Source organism: Sulfuricurvum sp., from assembly GCF_028681615.1.
Classification (GTDB): Bacteria; Campylobacterota; Campylobacteria; order Campylobacterales; family Sulfurimonadaceae; genus Sulfuricurvum.
This window is the reverse complement of sequence record NZ_JAQUHV010000007.1, coordinates 63641-85259: the sequence shown is the minus strand read 5'-3', so window position 1 is coordinate 85259 and position 21619 is coordinate 63641. Positions and strand designations below refer to the sequence as shown.

Sequence of the window (21619 nt, the reverse complement as noted above, 5' to 3'; positions counted from 1 at the left end):
CCGATCCCACCTTTTCCGTAGAACGCGATTTGTCGCAAGCTAGCTGCTCCAGCCATGTTATCCCCTTATTTTTGAACTTCACTTAGGTTGATGCATCCGTCGTTCTATGGTTTTTTGCGACATTTTCCAAAACGATACGACAAAATAGAATTTTGATGACAAATTTGTAGGAATAGGTTTTGCAGGGGTCTTACAATCACATTTTCCTACATTTGATTAAAAAATAATCCATATTATTGATCCAAAATTATTCAGAGTCGATACACTTCTATATAAAAAGGGGCGGCTATGACCAATAAAGAAAAATCGATACACAACTTCCATCAAGCCCGTACATCACATATCCGCTGGGTCAATGCAATCAAACTGCTTGTCTCCGGAATCGAAGTACCTGAACATACCATTCATCTTAGCCCTACCGATTCATTATTCGGTCAGTGGTTTTATGAAGAAGCCATGCTCTTTTCTCAAGGGATATCCCGAATGGTACTCGAAGAGATTGAGATACTGATGCTCTCATTACATGATAAATATACCAAGATTTATCCCATCTATTATAAAAAGAAAAAGAAATCTCTTATAGGAGGATTGATCGGTGCTAAAAATAAAGTGAGTGAACATGAGATCGAGCTCTCACACCGCTATTACGAAGAGATCATTCTCCTCTCAGATCAACTCAAACATAAACTTCGGATTTTAGAAAGCCAGTTTATGAGTATAGGTGATGATAAATTTAATCTCGTAGCCTCATATTCAAAAGTTCCTTCTTCAACACCGCAAGATGTATTGACCCAATACTCATCTTCTGATGAAGAAGAAGCATATTTTTACGGAACAAGAGGGAGGGGATAACTTTTTCTTTTGTTTTCTCCCATCTCTATCCTATAGGATAGAAATACGACATCTGCTACAATACTATAAATACTTTCTTTCCCATACTTTCACTAAATGAGAATCGATGCTCCATTATATTGACTATATCTATTTTTTTTACGGCCTTGCATTTTTCCTGTTTGGCTTTAGTATTCTCCACTATCCGATGGAAAATTCTATTTTCAAATTCACACGAGAATTAAAATATTTAGGTGTATTCGGAATTTTGCATGGAATATCCGAATGGCTTGTGATGTTCAAATCCCTGGGTGGGAATGAAACGGAAGAGTTATTTTATACTGCCGGCTGGATTACAATGGGCCTCTCGTATAGTGTCCTTTTCTATTTTTCCTTACGAGTTATTTGGAATAAAAAGTATTCGATGATAACACTTGCTCTTATTATTTTAGTATTACCTGCATTACTCGCAGGTTTTCACAGTTTAACCCTGAACAATATTAATATTTTTGTCCGCTATTTCCTCGGTCTTCCCGGCATTTTCATGACGGCCTATATATTTTACCATCCGGTGTATCTCGTTCAGGGGTCTGTCTATGCATCCATGAAACGGTGTGCCTATGTCCTTGCAAGTACTTTTTTGCTATACGGTATTTTTGCTGGGCTCATCGTTCCTACCGGAACATTTTTTCCATCATCCGTAATCAATGCAGAATCTTTTGAGGCATTTACCTCTTTACCTGTTGAACTCTTTCGCGCGCTCTGTGCCATGCTCGCAAGCTACGCGATTACTCAGATCCTTCGCGAATTTAAACGTCAAACCGATTTTCATCTTCTCCGCCTTTCAAAGGCACTTGAAGAGAGCGGAGATACAGTAGTCATCACCGATTTACAAGGAAAAATCGAATACGTCAACCGTGCTTTTGAACAGCAATCGGGTTATCTGGCAGAAGAAGTTATCGGTCAAACCCCGAACATACTCCGTTCCGGTGAGCATCACGGATCTTTTTATCAACACCTATGGGATACGATCCTTTCAGGGGAAACCTATCAAGGTATTCTTACAAATAAACGAAAAGACGAAACACTCTATAATGAGTTTAAAACAATCGTCCCACTCAAAAACAAGCGTCAGGAACTCACCAGTTTCATTTCAACCGGCAAAGACATTACTTCCCGGATTATCTTTGAACATGAACTGGAAAAAGCTGCCGCAACCGATCCTCTGACCAATGCGGCCAACCGCTTACAATGCAATAGTTGGCTCAAATTGGCTACAGAACATGCGCAAGACACCAATATTTCAGTAGCACTGATTCTCTTTGATATCGATGACTTCAAAAAGGTTAACGATACATTCGGACACAATACCGGAGATGATGTACTTATTCGAATTGCCGAAATTGTCCGAACTATGGTGAGAAGCAACGATATATTTGCACGATGGGGCGGAGAAGAATTCGTCATTTTACAAATTGATACCCCGTATGATGGAACGATAGCTCTTGCAGAGCGGCTTAGAAAAGAGATAGAGGAATCGGTTTTTGAAAATGTCGGTACATTGACAATCAGTATCGGTGTGTCACAGTACGATGGAAGTGAAAGCATTGAGTCCTTTGTTAAAAAAGCGGATGATGCTATGTATCAGGCAAAAAGGGAAGGAAAAAACAAAGTTGTCGTGAATAAAGAGGATGGGAATCACTAAAGATTTCGATACAGCAGCCCCATATTGCTAGACTTAAACTCAAATCTTTTATAAAAATCGAGTGCCGCATCATTTCGTCTGTCAACAGCTAGTGAAAGACGTGCATAGCCCAATTCTCCCGCTTCTTCGATCATCGAATCCAGTAACAAACTTCCTATTCCCATACCACGGTATTCAAAGGTAATGATCATATCTTCGATTAAACCGACTCGTGCTCCGCCGGCAGTTGAGATAAGACACTGCATCGAAACCATCCCAATTATACGGTTGGAATCCGTTGCTATCAAAACTTTTGCATCCGGTTTTTGAAGAAGCAATTCCAATCCCTGCTTCTGTTTAGCCGGATCGATAAGAAAATCATCTTCGATCGCAAAAAGTTCCGATAACAATTCAGTCATTGCTTCGATATCTTCAGCATATGCATAACGAATTTGTATATCAGCGTCCATTTTTCATCCGTTCTAAGAGTTCACCAAGCTTATCATGACGTAATTGAATCAAACGCTCGATCTCATCGTAATCGAATTTACCGAAATAAGTCATATCAAACAGTCTGAGAAGAGCTGCACGACAGCAGCTTTTGTCACACTCTGTGACGAGTTTTTTCGCCTTTTTATACGGAAGATCGGTCTCTTGAAATATCTTGATTGCATCCGCGACATTCTTGCATCCGCATTCACAGATTTCAAGGGCTAATACTTCTTCCTTGGTAGCCATGACCCACCCCTTAGAGGGAGTGCTCTGCCTTGTAATTATTTGCCTTTTCGACGGCTTCATACAATTTTTGAGCAAGTTCCGGCATTTTGACATGGTTTGTCCATACCGTATCTTCGACGATATCATGGATTTCCGATGCAATTTCAACAGCGAATCGTTTGAGTTTCGCCAGTTCTTTTTTGTGGTCTGCTTCAGTCATATCTGACATAGTTTATCCTTTTTTTTTTAATTTCATGCAGCTAACGTTAGGCAACACGTATTTCGATGTGCCGTGCTTGGTCTTTTCCTAATGCAACAACACGTTCACCGATCTGAACCTGCACGCTGCTTTTAAAGAGACCGTAACGCTTTACGCACAGCGTTGCATTTGGACAAATGCCCATAGCACACAAATGATCTTTTAACGTATCATCCAGTGCTATGGATAAGACTCTGCATTTTTCATTCACGCAGGTTTCAAGAAGATTCATAATCTAACCCCTAAAGTGAAAATGCATAAATATTTTCAAATTTGACGGGATGGAAGTCACCGTAACACATATGCAAGAATGTCCCTTTTTGTTGAAAATGATAATCTTCAAAAAGTTTTACCGCACGTTTATTCCCGAGAGGAACATCTGCCAAGACTTTTTTAAGCCCTCTAAAATACAAGACACCCTGCATCATTTTCTCTGCTTCATCCTCAAAGCCTTCACGACATTGCCAAGGCCCCAGATAGACGCCGCGCGCATTAATCACACTGGAGTGCTGAAACGAATTCGGTAATGCAAATTTGAGTGAACTATTGCGTTCCATTTCATCGAGCATAAATCCCATACGATCTTCGCCAAATGTTTCAAAATCGATTTTACGGATTGTCGCATCGAAATTTCCGCCGTCAAGTTCTTTTGCCTGAGCATTGGTAAAACTAAACGGCGGAACTTTGCCTACATTGAGAAAACGCCCTACTTCCATTACGCTCTTAAAACCGCTTTGTTCGAAAAAACTTTTCAAATGCGGATTGGCATGAAGATACAAAGAAGGATGCTCGTCTTTTAACACTCCAAAAAGGGTATTAAACAAACGTCGTCCGATTCCTTGTTTTTGGTGGCTGGGTTTGACCATAAAATATTTTATCATTGCTGAGCGTTCAAACTCGACCGCCATAATGGCTCCGACTAAAACACCCTCGTCATAGGCTCCGTAACACAAATGAGGAGCATGCATCATCATGAGTTTGACATGATAACCATCCAGCAGCCAACCTACATCTTCAGCAATTTTAATGAGCTCCGGTACATCCACATATTTGAGCCATCCTATATACATATCGTATCCTGATAAAGTGATTTTAGTTCACTGATGTCGAGTACACGCTTGCGTGATGTGACAATTTCCCGGATTTTCGGAAGCATATCCCGAAGTATTCTTGTATCGGCCGTAATCCCCATCCGTGCAAGATGGTAGCTTATTGTAGCACTCCCTGAGTGCTTGCCGATCGGAAATGAACTTTGTAAACCAACTTCTTCGGCCTCGTAAGGCTCATACGCGTGAGAATCTTTCATCATACCGCTCGCATGGATGCCGCTCTCATGGGCAAAAATATTTTCACCCACGACAGGTGCATTGGATGCGAGCGCCACATTGGCAGCTGCCGCTACGGTTTGAACTAAATTTCGGATTAGGTGTGCATCTATGGGACGTGCTTCACCGTAGAGATGTTTTAGTGCCATGAGAATCTGTTCAAACGAAGCGTTCCCAGCACGTTCTCCTAATCCGATTACGGTTGTATTCATACTGATAGCCCCTGCATCAATACCGCTGAGGGCATTGGCATTGGCAAGGCCAAAATCATTGTGTGTGTGCATTTCAATCGGGAGGAGATTCAGGTCACATAATGACTTTATTGCAGTGTAGGTTTGTGTCGGCGTCATTACACCGATTGTATCGCAGTAACGGAATCGTGATGCACCGCATTCACGGGCAAGTTCCATAACTTCTTTGATGAATTCATGGCTCCCTCTGGAGCTGTCTTCACCGCCGATGCAGACGAATACCCCCTCACGTGTTGCTGAAGTAACGACACGTTCGAGTTCGCTTAATACTTTGGCTTTACTGCCGCCGAATTTAACATCGATAAGAAGATCAGAGACAGGAATAGAGAGATCGACCGCTTTTACCCCGCAAGATAAAGAAGCATCCAAATCTTCCATCTTCATCCGATTCCAGGTCATCATACGAGCCTTTAGCCCTAAAGCCAAAAGCTCTTTTATGTCATCTCGCTCTTTGACACCCATTGCTGCAATACCGATTTCAAGTTCATCCGCACCGCACGCATCGAGAAGCGTTGCGATACGAAGTTTTTCTTCCGTATTAAATGCGACATAGGGAGCTTGTTCCCCGTCGCGTAATGTGGTGTCATTGATGAGTGCCATAACAGGCTCCTTAATTCACTTCTGCGTTTTCATCCATACCGAAGTATTTGCGTGATGCTTTTAGGACCGAAATTTCGATCGGCTCATACGCATAACTTTGATCTGCAATGATTCCGGCAGCTTTAAGATCGTCTTGTGGACATCCGCCGATTTTAGCCGTAAGGATCAATTGTACGTCTTTGAGTTTTTCCAAGATTGGAGCCAATGGATTGGTTCCGTCCGGACCTGCACAATATTCGTAATCTACTTTACGGTGATGGATAAATCGGATACCTTTATCACCGGCTTCATAGATCAAGAATTCTTTGACACTTCCGAAATGTTGGTTGATCATCCCCTCACCAGCAGTCGTTACCGCTACAAGGATGGTCACACCGGTAGAGCTGAGTTCTTCTTTCTCTTTACGTACACGTTCGTTCGCTTGATCAAGGAAGAATCGGAACTCTTCGATTTTCGCTTGGGCTGCTTGACGTGCTTCAAGATCGTATTTGATTTGAAGTTCGTCGAAGCTGAGTCCGGCAAACGTATCTTTTGTAAATTCCGCCCCACGGTCTTCACCGATAAGACCGACTGCATCCGCACGGCATTGACGGCAGTGCTGCATCAATTTCATATCCATACCGCATGCTTCCTGAACCGCCATTTGTTCTTGGTCAGTAGCACTCGGTACACCGGCTAGGGCAAATGCTGTTCCGAATTCCGGCTCTGAGAGGATCGGCATGATATTATGCAAGAAAACACCGATCTCTTTGAGTTTCTTGGAAACTTCCGGAAGATGTTTGTCATTGATTCCAGGGATAAGAACCGAGTTTGCTTTGATCAAGATCCCCTTTTCAACACATTTTTTCATCCCTTCGAGTTGATTTTCCAAAAGAATTTTTGCCGCTTCTTTTCCATAAATACGTTTATTGTTATGAAAAATCCACGGATAGATTTGACTACCGATCTCACCCGTTTCATCAACGCTGTTGATGGTTACGGTAATATGATCGATATTGTATTCAACCATCTCATCGATAAAGTTCGGTAATTCCAAACCGTTTGTTGAGAGACAAAGTTTAAGATCCGGTGCAAATTCGCGAACCATTCCGAATGTTTCAAATGTTTTCTTCGGGTTGGCCAACGCATCACCCGGGCCTGCAATACCGAGTACACTCATACGTTGTACTTCACCACCAACGAGAAGTACTTTTTTTGCCGCTTCTTCAGGGGTAAGACGTTCTGAGGTTACTCCCGGTCGACTTTCATTCGAACAGTCGTATTTACGATTACAATAATTACATTGAATATTACACGCCGGTGCTACCGCTACGTGAATACGGGCATAGTGATGGTGCGCTCCCTCTGAATAACATGGATGATTGTGTATCTTCGCTTGAATATCTTCGGGCATAAAAGATTCATTTCCGCTTGAGGAACAACTCATAATAACTCCTTTGTAAGTGTCATTAAATGATTCACAACCTCATCCGGCGGAAACATTTTCTAAAAGGGTTAATGCAATGAATGTTCTATAGGTTTAAAAAGGAGAGTTCAACAAAATGAGACGTTTTTGTAGCAGTTGCAACCGAAGCCTACAGAGACTATGCTTCGATTGTCGGTTGTGGCGTGGAAAAGAGGTAACCTTGTGAATAATCGACCCCAAAGTTTAATAATGTTGAAAAAATCGCTTCGTCTTCAACAAATTCCGCAATGGTCTCTATCCCTTTCCTACGGGCATAAAAGAGGATACTTTCGACCGTCAAAAGATGATCTTGATCACGATTAATATTTTTGATCAGTGAACCGTCAATTTTGATATAGTCGACATCCAGCTTACTGAGATAGCTAAAATTCGAATATCCTGTACCGAAATCATCGATTGCGATTTTACAGCCGAATTGTTTTACATGCCGTATGAATTCGATTACTTCTTCATAATTAACGATCCCTTCTGACTCAACAATCTCAAAAACCGCACGTTTTGATGCTGATGAATGTTCGAGTATTTTATAGATATAAGAACGTGTTTCATCCGAGATAATATCGTTGACCGTCAAATTCAAAGAAAACTCATACTTTAGATTTTCAAATGCAGCAAATGTCTTAGCAATCATGATCCGTGTCAGTTTATCGTACAGTTTTGATCTTTTTGCATGTTCCAAAAACCAAAACGGACTTAAAACGGTACCGTCAGGCTCGACTAAACGGATGAGCGATTCGTATTTCACAATACGACGGGTTTGATTATCCACGATTCCTTGAAAATACGGAACAATCCGATCGTCCTCAATCGCCGATTTGATTTTATCAAAGATCCAAATATTGTTACGTGTTTTTTCGGTCAAAGCGATATTGTCATTGAAAATAATCAGTTTATCCCGTTGTTCTTTGGCCTCTTTAAGTGCCATATGCGCCAGGTTATACACATCGGAATACGCTGCATTGGCTATTCCTGCGGAGACGTTTACCGATATTTCATGTCCGGCAACGTTATATTTGAAATTTTCGAGTTTATTAATTTGTCCAATGACATAATCTTTCAAACTTTCATCAAATGTATGATTGACACAAATAACCGCGAATTCATCGCCGCTTATACGATAGAGAAAGTCATGATCGGAAATTGCTTCCAGGCGTTCTGCAAACGCTTTGAGGAGTTCATCACCGATCGTATAGCCAAAGTAATCATTGATAGTTGAAAACCTGTCAATATTAAGCAATATTAGGGTGATTTTATCCTCACCGCTTTCCAAATCTCCGAGCAAAGCGGTACGGTTTTTTAATTTGCTCAGAGGATCGATCAACTGTCGACGGATAATTTGATCTTTGGTGATCAGTTCGGTGACATCAACCCGTGCAGCGATAAATTCTACAACATTCCCGCGATCATCAAAGATTGGAGCAATCACGGTTTTGACGTAATACTCTTTTCCCGTTTTAGAAAGATTTCTAAATGTCTTTTTCCAAACTTTCCCCTCTTTAATTGTTTTCCATAAATCTACAAAAATCCCCGGATCCGTATCAGGATGACGAACTACACTATGTTTTTGTCCGATCAGCTCTTCACGGGTATATCCCGAAATCTCGCAAAAAACATCATTGACATAGGTAATATTACCCTCTGCATCGGTTTTGGAAACAATGGAACTTTGATCGAGCACCATTTTGTATTGATCAAGAATTTTAATGTAATCGTTTAGCTCATGCTGGGTTTCATTTACCAAATGGGTGAGCGCTTTGAGCATAGTGTGATGATAACGATGTTTTGATTCCTGATTTTGAGGAAATGTATTTCGCTCTGACTCACTCAGTGAGAGGGTTGTCGTTGTAATATTGAGCAGCTGATTGCCCGACATGGAGTGAAAAAACTCACCATAGGTAAATAATCCGGCAGTTGGAGCGACCTCATTCAGCAATCCAAACTCATAATTGAGTTGATCTTTCAGAAAAAGCTTTCGGACGGAACATGAATAAATATAAATCGCTTCTGCAGGATCGGAGGCGACGTTTTCACGCATATTGTTGGCACGTTCCAATATCTCTTCAATGTTCCCGATAGCAAAACGGACTCTGTCGCCTTCATGAAAATGCCCGGCATAAATAAAACCGCCGTCTTCAGTCTGCCCGATCATGGAACGGGCGATCTCAACCCCATCTTCGACTTTTATCAATGGAAACTCAATCGCACTGGCTGGGATCGCCTGTATCGTCTCTTCCCCTAAATAGTGGGTATACAGCTCACGAACATCCCTACCGTCAATCTCATAGATAACATTTTTATCCGCACGCGTTACCGTCATCTCTTTGCCGATCATCGTCCAGTTAAGCGAATAGGCATGATTTACATTTAAAACATCGCTTTCCAATACTGCAAGTACAATTCCCTCATCGTATATGGTACTGTCTTTAAAAACATAGGTTCGGGTAAACGTCAAATCGTCTCCCGCATTTCCACCTGCAAGAACCACATCATTACGGATGGACGTAAACCCGTCTAAAAAAGATTCAGAATCACTTTTAAGTCCTTCACTCAGTGCAATACATACTTTCGTACGATCAGTCAGAATCTCTTGCGCAACACGGGCTCCGGAGGAATAATCCGTACGGGGATAGTAATAGGTCTTGACTGTGGTTGCCTCAAACAGGGAAACCGAGACAATAATTTCCCCTGATGTCATAACCCCGTCTATAATCTCTCCGGCAGTCGTAGCACCGATCAGCAGTGCATTCGGAAGTATTACTGAAATCCTATCGAGTATCGGCTGGATGTATGTTTTATCCATAACTCCGCTGAAGAGTTGAATAAAAACAGTTCCTTTATGAGCAACAGCCTGATCCAGAAATGTTTCAAGTTTATCAGCAGTTTCATATTTGTGGTTGATCAACTGCATAAAAACTCCCGTCCTCTCAATATAACTAAACCCATTTTATAAGATTTAAACTGAATGTTACGGAAATATTTCATCCACTACCCAATTCTAATGAGAAAATAATGAGAACAGAACTTGCAATTTCAATTCTTAACATAAGGAGTTGAATTATGATGGTAGCCATTCCTATGGATGCAATGAAGCGTGTATATCACCAAAACCCCTGCAGTGCAACTATGTTTGCCATTTACGAAGTGTTAGGGGAACGAAAAGATGTCCGTTACCGTCACCACGAAACCCGTCTCAATCCATGGGAAAAACATGAGGGTAACATGGTGCGCGATCCTAAGATGAAAGCTTGTGAATGCGACTGCGAAATAGCACAAGACCCCCACCATATCAGTGAACATTACGCCCTGCTTGAAGTAATCGGGAAATGCGACTACTTACTGGTCGATCAATATTGTCTCAATACCCTCTTCGCCATGAAAAATGTCGGGATCAAAATCCATAAATTACCGCCGTTCGTAAAAACGGCTGAAGAAGCGATCAATCACTTTCTCATCGGTACCGAAATCACTGACCATCTGCAATATATTCATCCTGTAGCCTAATATTTCACCAAATAAGAACGCTAAATGCATTTTTAACACTATATAATAAGTGTTAAAAAAGGTTTATCGTGCAAATCAATCATAATTCTTCCATTCTAACGCTCGAAGACATGCCGCTCGACGTCGGGTATAGTTCGGAGAAAGTCGATCTGAAAAACAGTGCAGGCGAAATTTTTTCTATCGGCGGACAAAACGGTGCGACGCAGCTTCTCATCAGTGCCCCTTTTATCGACGACGCACTCCTGTCGCAGCTAAAAGATATTGATACTCTTCTATCACTCAATGCATTAGGGGGAATCACTAAAGCACTGATCGTTGCAAATGACAAACATGAATTGCCTACACTGGAAGAGTGGTTGAGCGGATACGATTATGATGAAGCCTTCGGAGACTTTTACGGTGTCCGTCTTTCTAACAAAGAACTAGCGAAATCACTGTTTATTATCTCGAAAGACGGAGCAGTCTTTTACCACGAAATCCTCAATGATCTAAGTGAGCCGTTTAGTATCGACAAAGCACTGGCTAAGATCGTAGCAGCCAACAGTTGCTATACCGGAAAAGGGTGTCACGGATAATTTATTCGTGATTACCGTACAAACCTCCACGCTCTATCCTTTTCTTTTCTAATAACACATCTTAATTCCGTTCAATCATCCATCAATCTGCTTTCCAAACAAATATGTCAGTAGAACGTTATCCGTAACATACCAAACTTCCTTAGACATTTTTGTCCTACTCTTCTACACACTCCACAAAATCGGACAAAATAGGATAATTTTACTCCTATTTATTACAAGAACACATTATGCAACGGTTTGTGCAAAGCTCCAAAAGGGATCACGATGGACACAATATTGGAAACAATCAAAAAAGAGTTACGCAATCAAACTACCATCCCTTACTTTAGTCTGGGCGTGTTTGAGGGCATTATGACCAAAGAGGGTGAAGCCGTTCCTTATGACAGCGATTCACTTATTTTGGCAATGAACGGCGGACGTGCCATGGCTCCACGTTTGATGTTTGAATATTCCCGTGCCGCGATGCATTTGGAACAACGCCGCGGCGTTGAATATATGACTCAACTGCTTAATCATATTTATACTAAACCGTTTGAGCCGACACCGTTACACAAAGCAATTGTGGACATGATGCCGCGCTATATCATCGATACGAACCGAGACACTAAATTTCAAGAACTTTTAGCCTATACACCACACTGTCTTATCATCGGAAAATCCCGTATTATGGGCGATTTAAACCGTTATGAAGTCTACGAGTACGATGTCGAAAACAAAAAATATTTTCTCGTAGAAGATGAAGTCCTTGATAATGCAGAGAAGATCCTTTTTAAACCGATGGGTTCGCCGTTGCCGAATCCGACATTTGTCATTTCCGATGCCGATTACGTCGATTGGCTCACTGAGGCGATGGGCGGATTTGCTCTCCCGAAAGTGCTCAAAACCTATCGTAAAGCAAAAAAATACCTCTTTTTAGGGACTAATTTCGGACATGACACCGATCGAATGGTTGCAAATGAACTAACCCTTGATTTGGAAGGCGGATATGTCGTCACCGATCAAGAGCTGGGCAAAAAAGAGAAAAAATTCATCGAGAAACATAATCTCGAAGTTGTACCTATGTCGCTAACCGAATTTATCAAAGCATTTGTATAAGGAGAAAGCTATGCCAATGATACCTACCGTAAAAGATATTTCGCCTCGCGGAGAGCGTTATTTCGACCTGTTTTCAAAACTATTAGGGGACCGTGTGATCGTTATCACGGAAGCGATTGATGATCATATGATGGGGGTTATCGTTTCACAGCTCCTTTACCTCGAAGCAATGGATCCGGATGAGCCGATCCATATGTACATCAGTTCACCCGGCGGATCGGTGATGAGCGGTCTTGCGATCCTCGATACAATGCAGCTTATCAATGCACCAGTATATACGTATGCTATGGGTCTGGTTGCATCGATGGCTGCCGTACTCTTTACCTGCGGAGAAAAAGGACATCGCTATATGCTCCCTAACGCCGAAGTAATGATTCATCAGCCCCTCGGCGGCTATTCGGGCCAAGCGAGCGACATTGAGATCCATACCAAACATATTCTCAATCTCAAACGCCGTCTATACGCTATTTTGGCGGATGCAACCGGTAAAAGTGCCAAAGTAATCGAAAAAGAGTCCGACCGCGACAACTATATGGAAGCCAAAGAGGCGATCGAGTTCGGTCTTGCGGATACTATTCTCACTAAATTCACTGCAAAGGATGTATGATGAGTACCGAAAAAACCTGTTCATTTTGCGGTCGTAAACAAAGCGAAGTTAAAAAAATGTTCTCTTCGGAGACTACCCATATCTGTAACGAGTGTATCACAACCTGCTCTGCCATTTTGCAAAAAGAGGTTCGTTTCGAACAACGTTCCGCAATGCAGCAACAGCTCCCGACTCCGGAAAAAATCGTCGAGTTTTTGGACAAATACATCATCGGTCAATTGGATGCAAAAAAGGTTCTCGCCGTTGCCCTTTATAACCACTACAAACGGATCGAAAATCCGGTTTACAACAACGTCGAGCTCGAAAAATCGAACATCCTTCTCGTAGGACCTACCGGAAGCGGTAAAACATTGCTTGCAAAATCACTCTCTAAAATTATGCAGGTTCCGTTTGCGGTTGCCGATGCAACGGCCCTAACCGAAGCGGGTTATGTGGGTGAAGACGTTGAGAGTATCCTCTCCCGTCTCCTCGCTGCAGCCAACTATGACATCGAGCTCGCACAACGCGGGATCATCTATATCGATGAAATCGATAAAATCGCCCGTAAAGGTGAGAGTTCAACCATGGGCCGTGACGTATCGGGTGAAGGGGTACAACAAGGTTTGCTCAAAATCCTGGAAGGTGCCGAAGTGTATGTCCCGGTCAAAGGGAGCCGCAAAAACTCTACGACCGAAACCGTACTGTTCAACACATCCCATGTTCTCTTCGTCTGCGGAGGTGCTTTCGTCGGTCTCGTTCCTGATTCCCATACGAAAAAATCGAACAAAGTAGGCTTTAGCAAAACAGCCGAAAAAGGCGATGTCAAAGAGAAAAAAATCGATGCGAAAGCACTCGTTCATTACGGAATCATCCCTGAGTTTATCGGTCGTATTCCGGTTGTCGCACAACTTCGCGAATTGACCAAAGAGCAAATGGTACAAATCCTCAAAGAGCCTGACAATGCACTGATCAAACAATTCCAAGCGTTGTTTGACATGGACGGAATCGAACTCAATTTCGAAGAAAAAGCCCTCGACGCCGTCGCTCAAAAAGCGATCGACCGAGGTGTCGGAGCACGCGGTCTGCGCAGTATCATCGAAGAAGCGATGCTGCCGCTGCAATTTAGCTGTCCGTCGAAAAAGAATTTGCAAAGTCTCACCATCACCGAAGCGGTGATCGAAGATCCGACCAACGAACCTATTTATGTTTATAAAGAAGAGAGCGCGGAAGGGTGAATTCTCAGCGTTCGTGGTGAGCCTGTCGAACCATGAACATTTCACCCTTCGACAAGCTCAGGGCGAACGGTAAATTAATTCCTGCTAAACTATACCCTATTGCCTATAGGGTGCCAGTTAGGTTATAATCACCCCATGAAACAAAAAGAAGTCCTCGAAGTACTACAATCATACAAACGTGAACATGCCGATGAATTCGGAATTGTACGGATCGGTATTTTCGGCTCCGTTGCACGGAATGAAGCGACGGAAGAAAGTGACGTCGACATCGTTATCGAGACAAAACACCCTAATCTTTTCAAACTCTCCCGTATCCGTCTTGATCTTGAAGAGCTGATGCATACCCATGTTGATCTTATCAACTATCGTGAGAGCATGAATACGTTTTTAAAAGAACGAATCCAAAAAGAAGCGATCTATGCCTGAAAAGGCTCTTCTGATCGAAACCCTCACCCAAATTCACAGCGCAACTGAGCGTATTCTCAAACGGTTTGAACCTATCAAAACTTCCGATGATTTTTTAAATGACGAAGCGGGTCATGAAAAACTCGATGCCATCTGTATGCAGTTGATCGCTATCGGTGAAAGCCTGAAAAACGTTGACAAGCTTACTGACAAAAAACTGCTATCCAACTATCCTGCCGTAGATTGGAAATCAGTCAAAGGAATGCGTGATATTATCAGCCATCACTATTTTGATCTCAATGCCGAAGCGGTATTCGACGTATGTAAAAATGATATAAATATATTAAAAGTGACTGTTGCACAAATGCTTCTTGATTCTAAACAAAAGTCTTAACTCTTTCTCGAACAAATCTTGCATTAGTTCTCCTAATAACGACATCATGAGGACAAAATATGAAACGTGTTTATCTGGATAACAATGCTACCACAAAACTAGACCCGATCGTAAAAGTGAAAATGCAGCCTTTTTTTGAAGAGCTTTACGGTAACCCAAATTCCCTTCACCAATACGGAATCGAAGTACGCCCGTATTTGAACGAAGCGATGGGGTATATGTACGATGCCCTCAATGCACCCGATGCAGATGATATCCTCATCACGTCATGTGCGACGGAGAGCAACAATACGGTACTCAAAGGGATCTTTTTCAAACATATCCTCCGCGATCCGAGCAAAAACCATATCATCGCTTCGGCGGTTGAGCATCCTTCTGTCCTCGAAACTCTCCACTTTCTCGAAGAGAACGGGGCTGAGATCACATTTGTCGACGTTGACCAATTCGGATATGTCAGTGCGGAACGTGTTGCTGCGGCGATAACTGACAAAACGATCCTCATCTCAATGATGTGGGCGAACAATGAAACCGGAATGATTTTCCCGGTTGAAGAAGTAGCCGCTATCGCAAAAGAAAAAGGGATTTTATTCCACACCGATGCGGTTCAGGCAATCGGAAAAGTGAAAGTCGATCTCACTAAGACTCCGATCGATTATCTAACGTTTTCTGCACACAAATTCCACGGTCCGAAAGGGATCGGCGGGCTTTATGTCAAAAAAGGTTCAGAACTCCCTAACCTCCTCCACGGTGGGGAACAAATGGGCGGAAAACGTGCCGGAACATTGAATGTCGCGTATATCATCGGTATGGGCTTGGCAATGAAACAATCGGTCGGCCATTTGGAAAAAATGAACACAGATGTGCGTGCACTCCGTGACCGCCTCGAAGATGCGATTTCTCAGCTTCCGGATACCATTGTCGTCGGAGATCGTGCACGACGTACCCCAAATACCATCCTTATTTCTCTCCGCGGAATCGAAGGAGAATCGATGTTGTGGGATCTAAACCGTGCCGGCATCGCTGCTTCAACCGGAAGTGCCTGTGCGTCCGAATCCCTCGAAGCCAACCCTGTTATGAGTGCCATCGGTGAAGATCCTGAGCTTGCTCATACGGCGATCCGTCTCAGTCTCAGCCGCTTTACAACTGCCGATGAGATCGACTATACGATCGATGTATTCATGAAAGCGGCAGAACGTCTGCGCTCTATCTCTTCAACGTATTCTTACACAAATGAGAAAGTGGTCAACTAAGACCGCTTTCTTTCACAAATATTCCCCATTCACCCTTCTGATATGTTATTATTAGCACAAATAAGGCGAAGGCAGATGTATGGAAATTTCACAAGACGAAGTATATGTGATAGAGGAAGATCACGTATGCAGTCAGCTTTTTCTCTCAGCAATTAATACTCAGAAAAATCTTATAGTCTTAATGCGGGATCACGTTCCGATTCTGTTTAACAAATCGTTTCTTGATTTTGCCAATGTCTCATCTGCCAAAGGTTTTTTACGTGAATTCGGTTCTCTTCTAAACCGTTTCGTCCCTCATGACAGCTATTTCCATGCAGGAAAAGTAGTTGATAAGGATGATTGGACAACTTCTCTTCTGGCACTTCCGGAAAATGACCGTATCATCAGTATGCTCAGCTACCGTATCGAACCTCATGCATTTTCCGTATCCGTTGAATCGCCTGTACCCAACTATATCATTGTAACGTTTACCGACATTTCCCAAGATCTGATCAAGCGGATTATGATCGAAAACGATGTCAGTATTGACAAAGAGAGCGGAGCTTTCGATAAAGAGTATTTCAATCATACATCGAAAAGCTTTCTTGAGGCGGCAATTTTCAATAAAAAACTGATCGGTATTACAATGATTGAACTCATGTCATCCGATGACGAAGCGGAACACTATTTACATGATTTTTGTTTTAGCATTAAATCCAATATACGCCAAAGCGATATGCTGGTTCGATGGGGCAAAAGAGTTTTCTTATTGGCCTATCTCATAGATTCTTCCGAGAATGCACTGAATTTCAGCCGCAAATTGCTCACGGTAATGCGAGAAGAGCCTTTTCAAACACTCAGCAGTATCAGTATGCGGATAGGGAGCAGTGTACAAAATGAAAACGATGATATCTACACTATCATTTCACGTGCCCAAAAAGCGTTACAGCAAACAAACGATTCGTGCATTACCGTCTTATAACCCCTATGAATTAAATATGCATATCGATTCCTAAAAGCTATTGGGAGTCATTATGCGTCCTTATCGCAATATTAGCGATTCAGAACTACACAGTTTGGGAGCAACCCGAGAATGGGACTCAGAGTATGTCCGTTCTCTCTCTGTTCCGTCCACCGTTTTATGGGTCCATTCCACACGCGAAAAATACCACAAACTTGATCCGATGGATCCGAATCTTATTAAAACAATTACAATCGAGAGAATTCAGGGTGACGTTATCAAAACCAATTTCGGAAGCTATTCCCTCGACACCGGCAAAAATATCTTTTATTCCTGCGGCTGTAAAAAATACTGTGACTGTTACGGACAACTCTATCTTTTAAAGGATTCGAATGCGCTATCTGATCGATATACGGCTTGAAGGAAAAAGCCGACTCTACCCGATTGATGCAAAGAATGAAACCCAAGCGATCGAGCGTCTAAAGCTCCGTCTCCCACCACACCAGCGAGAAGCTATTATTATCGATTCGATCGAAATCGACCCCACATCGATACCGGAAGATGATCCGTTCGGAGTCTTTTTAACCTAAACCTTTTAACGGATCAAACCGTCTTCTTTTGTAAGATCTTTGCGCATCGTCTCACGGACATAATCCATCCCGTTGTAAAACTCACGCATCATCACCGAAAACAGATGCGCACCTCTCTCATTGACGTGATCGTTTTCAACCATACCGCATATTTTCAAAAGGGAGCTTTCAATCCACAGATGTTGTTTTGAGGGCTGCAATCCGAACATCTCCACCATCATTCGATATTGACGGATTGCACGGGGAGGAAATGTTGTTGCATGGGTAATGGGGAGTTCATTTTTTCCGATCTTCGCTGCATAGGCCGGGAGTGAAAATGTATTGGCATAGAGGGTATCACCGATAAAACTGAACGCTCCGCTTCCTATGCCGACGTATTCGCTCCGTTCAATCACATACTCATCGATAATCCCCTCAGATGAAAGCGACCATGCCCAGCTGGAGCGTTGGGTATACACCTCGCTCATCCGCTCTGTTATGATACGGTAGAAATCTGCATCTTTGGTGTTGCTCAGTGCACCCCACCGTTTACTGAGATTTTCGCGTATCCCCGGTGCATACATCAGCGGATAAAAGGTCACTTGCGGCGGTCGAAGTCGTAAAATCGTATCGATCCCACGATGCAGTTCTTCTTCACTCTGGTCGGGGTAATTGTAGATCATATCGATATTGACAATCGGAAAATCTCCCAATACTGCCGATACCTTTGCATACTGTTCATCACCGGAACCGAATTTTTTATACCGTCCGATCTTTTGGAGGTGGCGATCGTTAAAACTTTGTATCCCTATCGATAGACGGTCGATTTTTCCGTACAGATCGGCATCTTCCAAATCATTCAGATGGGAGGGATCACTCTCACATGAAACTTCACGAATTGAAAAAAGCGATTTGGCCAAATCGATTGTATTTCCCAGTTCGTGAGGGAGGATTGTCGTCGTCCCCCCTCCGAAATAGATCGAATCAAACCGGTATCCCAAAGCATGAACCATCCGCATCTCATCATGCAGCAGTTCAAAATAACGCTTTGCACTCGGTTCGTCAAATCGGAACTTATGAAAAGAGCAATACGGGCACAAAGTGAGACAAAAAGGGATATGGATATAAAGAAGTCTTGGAATTTCATCCGATGCGGGAGGCAAAGAAACAGTAGAAGGGACTAAACGGAGGTACTTTTTTACCGCCCGTTTCATAACTGCAGAGGCAATTTGTTCAATAACAGCCATGATTATTGAAGCCCTTTGAGAAGTACTCCTATGCTGTACTCATAAATGGCTTCCATATTATCACTCATCATCAAATGTCCATCGATCAACAGCGATGCGAGACCGTGGATCGACGCCCATACCATAGCCGCTTGTATCAAAGGATTTACCTGTGCTATGATCCCCTCTTCCTGAGCTTCGCTAAGGAGCCCAATGAGAGCGTATAACCCTGTTGCTTGAGTTTCATCTTTATAATCGCATATCTCTTCACGTTCTTTACGGTACATCTCCCCAAAAAGAAGACGATACAGATTCGGATGCTCTATTGCAAAATTGAGATACGCTCGCCCCATTCTTTCAAATCGCTCTGCAACGCTATACGTACGGTCTTCAAATATGGGGGTGAAGAGTAAATTAAGATGTTCATACCCTTTTTCGATGACCCCGAGTATTAACGCCTCTTTACTTGCAAAATGACGATACACTGCCGTTCGAGAAGTACCCAATCGCTGAGTCAATTCTCGGAGTGTAATCGTATCAAGCCCCTCCTTGTCAATCATCTCCAAAGCCGTCTGCAACAGCTCTTCTTTGAGATTTCCATGATGGTAGGGGGAGTTTTTTTTATCTTTCATAACGACATTGTAACATGCATACTACAAATAGTGCACATATTATGTTGACATTGTCCACATTTAATGTTAACATTGTCAACATATATTTTACCAAGGATAATCATGAGGCACTTTGTTCTCCTTTCCTTCACCCTATTGCCATTGATAGCTTCTGACCTCGCATCTTTGCTCCCGAGTGCCAAAACAAATTTACGCGTTGCATCCGCACGTCTGGAAATCAAAAAATCTGGGGAGCAGCTCGATGAGGCTAAAACCGCCTATTTCCCAACCGTCACGGCAACAGCACTCTATAAGAAAAAAGATAGAACTCCCGCCTTTGAACCCAACAAAATCCAAGGTGCCGAAATAGGGGCACAAATCAGCGTTTTTGACGGATTTCGGCGTGAAGCGCTTCTCGATGCACTTCATGCATCCATGGCTTCCGCAACCCATTCTCTAGCACAAGAAGAGCAAAATGTCCTGATGGAAACCATCGCTGCTTATTACGACTATCTGGATACCCAAAACCGTCTTGATGTCAATATAGAGAAAAAAAAGGAACTTCTCTCCGAAGTGCAACGGTATGAGATTCTCGTTAAAAACGATCTAGCCACGACCGATATCCTCAAATCGCTGATTGCTTCAAAACTGGAAGCCGATTATGATGAACAAAATCTCAAAATGCTCCTTGAAAAACATCGAAAACATCTCGAACTCCTCAGTGCGACATCGATCCATGAACCTCTTACATATAGAGAGCTTGCCCTCCCGAAATTTACTACGGTAGAACGCCATGACCTGCAAAGCGATCAAGCCAATATCGAGATTTTACGCAATACCGAAGATCGTTATACCTATCTTCCTTCCATCACACTCGAAGCAAAACACAAATACATGGAATACAGCGGTTACGATACGATGGGCGGAACCAATCTCCAACCGCTGAACCAAAACGAAATCACTGCCTCCCTTACCATGACGCTGTTTGATATGGGACGCATCGCAAAAGAGCGGGAACAAGCCCGAATCGATACCCTAAAAGCCAAAAATCTTCTGGATTACAAAACCCAAAGTCTAAACAACGATGCCGAAATAGCCCTCATGTCGATCCAAACCTCCCAAAACGCTTATGAAGCGGCCAAAGCCGAAGAAGAGGCACGGAACGAAGCGTTCGGTTTTATCAAACAACGTTTTGAAGCGGGATTGGTCAATTCAACGACCTACCTCAGCGAACTTACCAACCTCACCCAGTCGCGTACAAAAACCCGCAATGCGCTTAATACACTCCAAGTGGCAAAAGCCAGTGCCGCGTATGCCTACGGAATCGATCTTTTAACATTACTCGAGGAGAAAAAATGAAAATTTTACTGATATCAACCCTAACCGCACTCTCCCTATGGGGCGATGTTTATGCCACATTTGAGTCCCAAGCCTACCGTGAAGCAGCTCTGGGGATGAACGCCTCGGGGATCGTTAAAAATCTCTCCGTCCAAACAGGTGACCATGTCAAAAAGGGCTCGCTACTGCTCGAACTCGACAGCACCGAAGAGCAGCTCTCGCTGCAAATGGCAAAAGCTGATTTGGATGCCCTCACCAAAGAGTGTAAATTTTTGAGCGATCAATATGCCCGTTATGAAAAAAGTGCTCAAGTATTCGATAAAAACACCCTCGATAAACTCAAATCCGAACTGGGAACAAAATTGGCACAAAAAGAGCGCACCCGACTATCGGTCGCCTATGCCGAACAAAAACTCTCTAAAATGCGGCTCGTGGCACCGTTTTCAGGGAGTATCTCGGAAAAAAATATCGAGCTGGGTGATATGGTCTCTTCTATGGGAGGATCACCGCTGTTTAAACTCATCAGTGATCAAACCAAACTCCTCATCCAATACGATTCCAAATTCGGCTCACAAGTGAAGATTGGGGATCGCTTCTGCAGTTCTATCGACGGAAAATCGACAGGCAAATGTTCAAAAATCATCAAAATCTACCCTTCCATCAACACCAAAAACCGTCAGATGACGGCTGAAGCCGATGGTTCAGGTCTCCGCCCCGGCACGTTCGGCGACGGCATGATCATGGCTAAATAGGACTTAT

General features: G+C 42.9%; 25 protein-coding genes. 15 read left to right on the top strand and 10 right to left on the bottom strand.

Annotation, left to right across the window (positions count from 1 at the left end):
- Nucleotides 1-288: 288 nt before the first annotated feature.
- Together PHE37_RS08760 and PHE37_RS08755 are read left to right on the top strand one after the other, a co-directional pair.
- Nucleotides 289-852, top strand: a complete 564-nt coding sequence (locus PHE37_RS08760; RefSeq protein ID WP_299996929.1) for a hypothetical protein — start codon at nucleotides 289-291, stop codon at nucleotides 850-852.
- A gap of 106 nt (nucleotides 853-958) precedes the next feature.
- On the top strand, nucleotides 959-2536 hold the full coding sequence (locus PHE37_RS08755; RefSeq protein WP_299996927.1) for a sensor domain-containing diguanylate cyclase: 1578 nt from the start codon (nucleotides 959-961) through the stop codon (nucleotides 2534-2536).
- Here the strand turns inward: PHE37_RS08755 and PHE37_RS08750 are convergent.
- The 8 genes from PHE37_RS08750 to PHE37_RS08715 form a co-directional block, all read right to left on the bottom strand.
- A complete protein-coding gene (locus tag PHE37_RS08750) occupies nucleotides 2533-2985 on the bottom strand; it encodes a GNAT family N-acetyltransferase (RefSeq protein ID WP_299996924.1) in 453 nt (150 codons plus the stop codon). The two genes, PHE37_RS08755 and PHE37_RS08750, sit on opposite strands and share 4 nt — an antisense overlap.
- Nucleotides 2975-3253, bottom strand: a complete 279-nt coding sequence (locus tag PHE37_RS08745) for a hypothetical protein (RefSeq protein WP_299996921.1) — start codon at nucleotides 3251-3253, stop codon at nucleotides 2975-2977. Before PHE37_RS08745 ends, PHE37_RS08750 begins: the two co-directional genes overlap by 11 nt.
- Before the next feature lie 10 nt (nucleotides 3254-3263).
- Nucleotides 3264-3461, bottom strand: a complete 198-nt coding sequence (locus PHE37_RS08740) for a CCE_0567 family metalloprotein (RefSeq protein ID WP_299996919.1) — start codon at nucleotides 3459-3461, stop codon at nucleotides 3264-3266.
- Nucleotides 3462-3498: 37 nt separating this feature from the next.
- Nucleotides 3499-3723, bottom strand: coding sequence for a FeoA family protein (locus PHE37_RS08735; protein WP_299996916.1), 225 nt, complete (start codon nucleotides 3721-3723; stop codon nucleotides 3499-3501).
- 10 nt (nucleotides 3724-3733) lie between these two features.
- The gene (locus tag PHE37_RS08730) at nucleotides 3734-4561 is read right to left on the bottom strand and encodes a GNAT family N-acetyltransferase (protein ID WP_299996913.1); all 828 of its coding nucleotides are present in this window, start codon (nucleotides 4559-4561) and stop codon (nucleotides 3734-3736) included.
- Nucleotides 4552-5667: a homocitrate synthase gene (gene nifV / locus PHE37_RS08725; protein ID WP_299996908.1), complete on the bottom strand. Its 1116-nt coding sequence runs from the start codon at nucleotides 5665-5667 to the stop codon at nucleotides 4552-4554. Before nifV ends, PHE37_RS08730 begins: the two co-directional genes overlap by 10 nt.
- A gap of 10 nt (nucleotides 5668-5677) precedes the next feature.
- Complete coding sequence (nifB, locus tag PHE37_RS08720; protein ID WP_299996905.1) at nucleotides 5678-7093, bottom strand: nitrogenase cofactor biosynthesis protein NifB; 1416 nt, start codon at nucleotides 7091-7093, stop codon at nucleotides 5678-5680.
- Between the two features lie 157 nt (nucleotides 7094-7250).
- On the bottom strand, nucleotides 7251-10040 hold the full coding sequence (locus PHE37_RS08715) for an EAL domain-containing protein (protein ID WP_299996902.1): 2790 nt from the start codon (nucleotides 10038-10040) through the stop codon (nucleotides 7251-7253).
- Nucleotides 10041-10189: 149 nt separating this feature from the next.
- Here PHE37_RS08715 and PHE37_RS08710 point away from each other — a divergent pair, with 149 nt between their 5' ends.
- From PHE37_RS08710 to PHE37_RS08660, 11 genes are all read left to right on the top strand, one after another.
- On the top strand, nucleotides 10190-10633 hold the full coding sequence (locus tag PHE37_RS08710) for a hypothetical protein (protein WP_300008440.1): 444 nt from the start codon (nucleotides 10190-10192) through the stop codon (nucleotides 10631-10633).
- A gap of 68 nt (nucleotides 10634-10701) precedes the next feature.
- Nucleotides 10702-11208 carry a hypothetical protein gene (locus PHE37_RS08705; RefSeq protein ID WP_300008438.1) on the top strand — a complete coding sequence of 169 codons (507 nt, stop codon included), beginning with the start codon at nucleotides 10702-10704 and terminating at the stop codon, nucleotides 11206-11208.
- A 267-nt stretch (nucleotides 11209-11475) separates the two neighbouring features.
- Complete coding sequence (locus PHE37_RS08700) at nucleotides 11476-12306, top strand: SIR2 family protein (RefSeq protein WP_299995937.1); 831 nt, start codon at nucleotides 11476-11478, stop codon at nucleotides 12304-12306.
- Nucleotides 12307-12316: 10 nt separating this feature from the next.
- Complete coding sequence (locus PHE37_RS08695) at nucleotides 12317-12913, top strand: ATP-dependent Clp protease proteolytic subunit (protein WP_299995935.1); 597 nt, start codon at nucleotides 12317-12319, stop codon at nucleotides 12911-12913.
- Nucleotides 12913-14127, top strand: a complete 1215-nt coding sequence (gene clpX / locus PHE37_RS08690; RefSeq protein ID WP_299995933.1) for an ATP-dependent Clp protease ATP-binding subunit ClpX — start codon at nucleotides 12913-12915, stop codon at nucleotides 14125-14127. Before PHE37_RS08695 ends, clpX begins: the two co-directional genes overlap by 1 nt.
- 135 nt (nucleotides 14128-14262) lie before the next feature.
- Nucleotides 14263-14553 carry a nucleotidyltransferase domain-containing protein gene (locus PHE37_RS08685; protein WP_299995931.1) on the top strand — a complete coding sequence of 97 codons (291 nt, stop codon included), beginning with the start codon at nucleotides 14263-14265 and terminating at the stop codon, nucleotides 14551-14553.
- Nucleotides 14546-14926: a DUF86 domain-containing protein gene (locus PHE37_RS08680; RefSeq protein WP_299995929.1), complete on the top strand. Its 381-nt coding sequence runs from the start codon at nucleotides 14546-14548 to the stop codon at nucleotides 14924-14926. The genes PHE37_RS08685 and PHE37_RS08680 overlap by 8 nt, the downstream gene beginning before the upstream one ends.
- A gap of 59 nt (nucleotides 14927-14985) precedes the next feature.
- Nucleotides 14986-16176 carry a NifS family cysteine desulfurase gene (locus PHE37_RS08675; protein WP_299995927.1) on the top strand — a complete coding sequence of 397 codons (1191 nt, stop codon included), beginning with the start codon at nucleotides 14986-14988 and terminating at the stop codon, nucleotides 16174-16176.
- A gap of 79 nt (nucleotides 16177-16255) precedes the next feature.
- Nucleotides 16256-17137 (top strand): diguanylate cyclase, encoded by an 882-nt coding sequence (locus PHE37_RS08670; protein WP_299995925.1) that lies wholly within the window; start codon nucleotides 16256-16258, stop codon nucleotides 17135-17137.
- A gap of 52 nt (nucleotides 17138-17189) precedes the next feature.
- Nucleotides 17190-17537, top strand: a complete 348-nt coding sequence (locus tag PHE37_RS08665) for a hypothetical protein (protein WP_299995924.1) — start codon at nucleotides 17190-17192, stop codon at nucleotides 17535-17537.
- Entirely contained in the window at nucleotides 17509-17706 is a 198-nt protein-coding gene (locus PHE37_RS08660) for a hypothetical protein (RefSeq protein WP_299995922.1), read from the top strand. The genes PHE37_RS08665 and PHE37_RS08660 overlap by 29 nt, the downstream gene beginning before the upstream one ends.
- A 5-nt stretch (nucleotides 17707-17711) precedes the next feature.
- Here the strand turns inward: PHE37_RS08660 and PHE37_RS08655 are convergent, their stop codons facing one another.
- Together PHE37_RS08655 and PHE37_RS08650 are read right to left on the bottom strand one after the other, a co-directional pair.
- On the bottom strand, nucleotides 17712-18932 hold the full coding sequence (locus PHE37_RS08655; RefSeq protein ID WP_299995920.1) for a coproporphyrinogen III oxidase family protein: 1221 nt from the start codon (nucleotides 18930-18932) through the stop codon (nucleotides 17712-17714).
- Between the two features lie 2 nt (nucleotides 18933-18934).
- Nucleotides 18935-19543 (bottom strand): TetR/AcrR family transcriptional regulator, encoded by a 609-nt coding sequence (locus PHE37_RS08650; RefSeq protein ID WP_299995918.1) that lies wholly within the window; start codon nucleotides 19541-19543, stop codon nucleotides 18935-18937.
- Nucleotides 19544-19645: 102 nt separating this feature from the next.
- Between PHE37_RS08650 and PHE37_RS08645 the strand changes: the two genes are divergently transcribed.
- Together PHE37_RS08645 and PHE37_RS08640 are read left to right on the top strand one after the other, a co-directional pair.
- Entirely contained in the window at nucleotides 19646-20881 is a 1236-nt protein-coding gene (locus PHE37_RS08645) for a TolC family protein (RefSeq protein WP_299995916.1), read from the top strand.
- Complete coding sequence (locus PHE37_RS08640) at nucleotides 20878-21612, top strand: efflux RND transporter periplasmic adaptor subunit (RefSeq protein ID WP_299995914.1); 735 nt, start codon at nucleotides 20878-20880, stop codon at nucleotides 21610-21612. The genes PHE37_RS08645 and PHE37_RS08640 overlap by 4 nt, the downstream gene beginning before the upstream one ends.
- Nucleotides 21613-21619: the final 7 nt, after the last annotated feature.

Bases quoted from the DNA above. Each gene is read 5' to 3' on its own strand.
- PHE37_RS08760 (WP_299996929.1), top strand. From the start codon at position 289: ATGACCAATAAAGAAAAATCGATACACAACTTCCATCAAGCCCGTACA.
- PHE37_RS08755 (WP_299996927.1), top strand. From the start codon at position 959: ATGCTCCATTATATTGACTATATCTATTTTTTTTACGGCCTTGCATTT.
- PHE37_RS08750 (WP_299996924.1), bottom strand. From the start codon at position 2,985: ATGGACGCTGATATACAAATTCGTTATGCATATGCTGAAGATATCGAA.
- PHE37_RS08745 (WP_299996921.1), bottom strand. From the start codon at position 3,253: ATGGCTACCAAGGAAGAAGTATTAGCCCTTGAAATCTGTGAATGCGGA.
- PHE37_RS08740 (WP_299996919.1), bottom strand. From the start codon at position 3,461: ATGTCAGATATGACTGAAGCAGACCACAAAAAAGAACTGGCGAAACTC.
- PHE37_RS08735 (WP_299996916.1), bottom strand. From the start codon at position 3,723: ATGAATCTTCTTGAAACCTGCGTGAATGAAAAATGCAGAGTCTTATCC.
- PHE37_RS08730 (WP_299996913.1), bottom strand. From the start codon at position 4,561: ATGTATATAGGATGGCTCAAATATGTGGATGTACCGGAGCTCATTAAA.
- nifV (WP_299996908.1), bottom strand. From the start codon at position 5,667: ATGGCACTCATCAATGACACCACATTACGCGACGGGGAACAAGCTCCC.
- nifB (WP_299996905.1), bottom strand. From the start codon at position 7,093: ATGAGTTGTTCCTCAAGCGGAAATGAATCTTTTATGCCCGAAGATATT.
- PHE37_RS08715 (WP_299996902.1), bottom strand. From the start codon at position 10,040: ATGCAGTTGATCAACCACAAATATGAAACTGCTGATAAACTTGAAACA.
- PHE37_RS08710 (WP_300008440.1), top strand. From the start codon at position 10,190: ATGATGGTAGCCATTCCTATGGATGCAATGAAGCGTGTATATCACCAA.
- PHE37_RS08700 (WP_299995937.1), top strand. From the start codon at position 11,476: ATGGACACAATATTGGAAACAATCAAAAAAGAGTTACGCAATCAAACT.
- PHE37_RS08695 (WP_299995935.1), top strand. From the start codon at position 12,317: ATGCCAATGATACCTACCGTAAAAGATATTTCGCCTCGCGGAGAGCGT.
- clpX (WP_299995933.1), top strand. From the start codon at position 12,913: ATGAGTACCGAAAAAACCTGTTCATTTTGCGGTCGTAAACAAAGCGAA.
- PHE37_RS08685 (WP_299995931.1), top strand. From the start codon at position 14,263: ATGAAACAAAAAGAAGTCCTCGAAGTACTACAATCATACAAACGTGAA.
- PHE37_RS08680 (WP_299995929.1), top strand. From the start codon at position 14,546: ATGCCTGAAAAGGCTCTTCTGATCGAAACCCTCACCCAAATTCACAGC.
- PHE37_RS08675 (WP_299995927.1), top strand. From the start codon at position 14,986: ATGAAACGTGTTTATCTGGATAACAATGCTACCACAAAACTAGACCCG.
- PHE37_RS08670 (WP_299995925.1), top strand. From the start codon at position 16,256: ATGGAAATTTCACAAGACGAAGTATATGTGATAGAGGAAGATCACGTA.
- PHE37_RS08665 (WP_299995924.1), top strand. From the start codon at position 17,190: ATGCGTCCTTATCGCAATATTAGCGATTCAGAACTACACAGTTTGGGA.
- PHE37_RS08660 (WP_299995922.1), top strand. From the start codon at position 17,509: ATGCGCTATCTGATCGATATACGGCTTGAAGGAAAAAGCCGACTCTAC.
- PHE37_RS08655 (WP_299995920.1), bottom strand. From the start codon at position 18,932: ATGGCTGTTATTGAACAAATTGCCTCTGCAGTTATGAAACGGGCGGTA.
- PHE37_RS08650 (WP_299995918.1), bottom strand. From the start codon at position 19,543: ATGAAAGATAAAAAAAACTCCCCCTACCATCATGGAAATCTCAAAGAA.
- PHE37_RS08645 (WP_299995916.1), top strand. From the start codon at position 19,646: ATGAGGCACTTTGTTCTCCTTTCCTTCACCCTATTGCCATTGATAGCT.
- PHE37_RS08640 (WP_299995914.1), top strand. From the start codon at position 20,878: ATGAAAATTTTACTGATATCAACCCTAACCGCACTCTCCCTATGGGGC.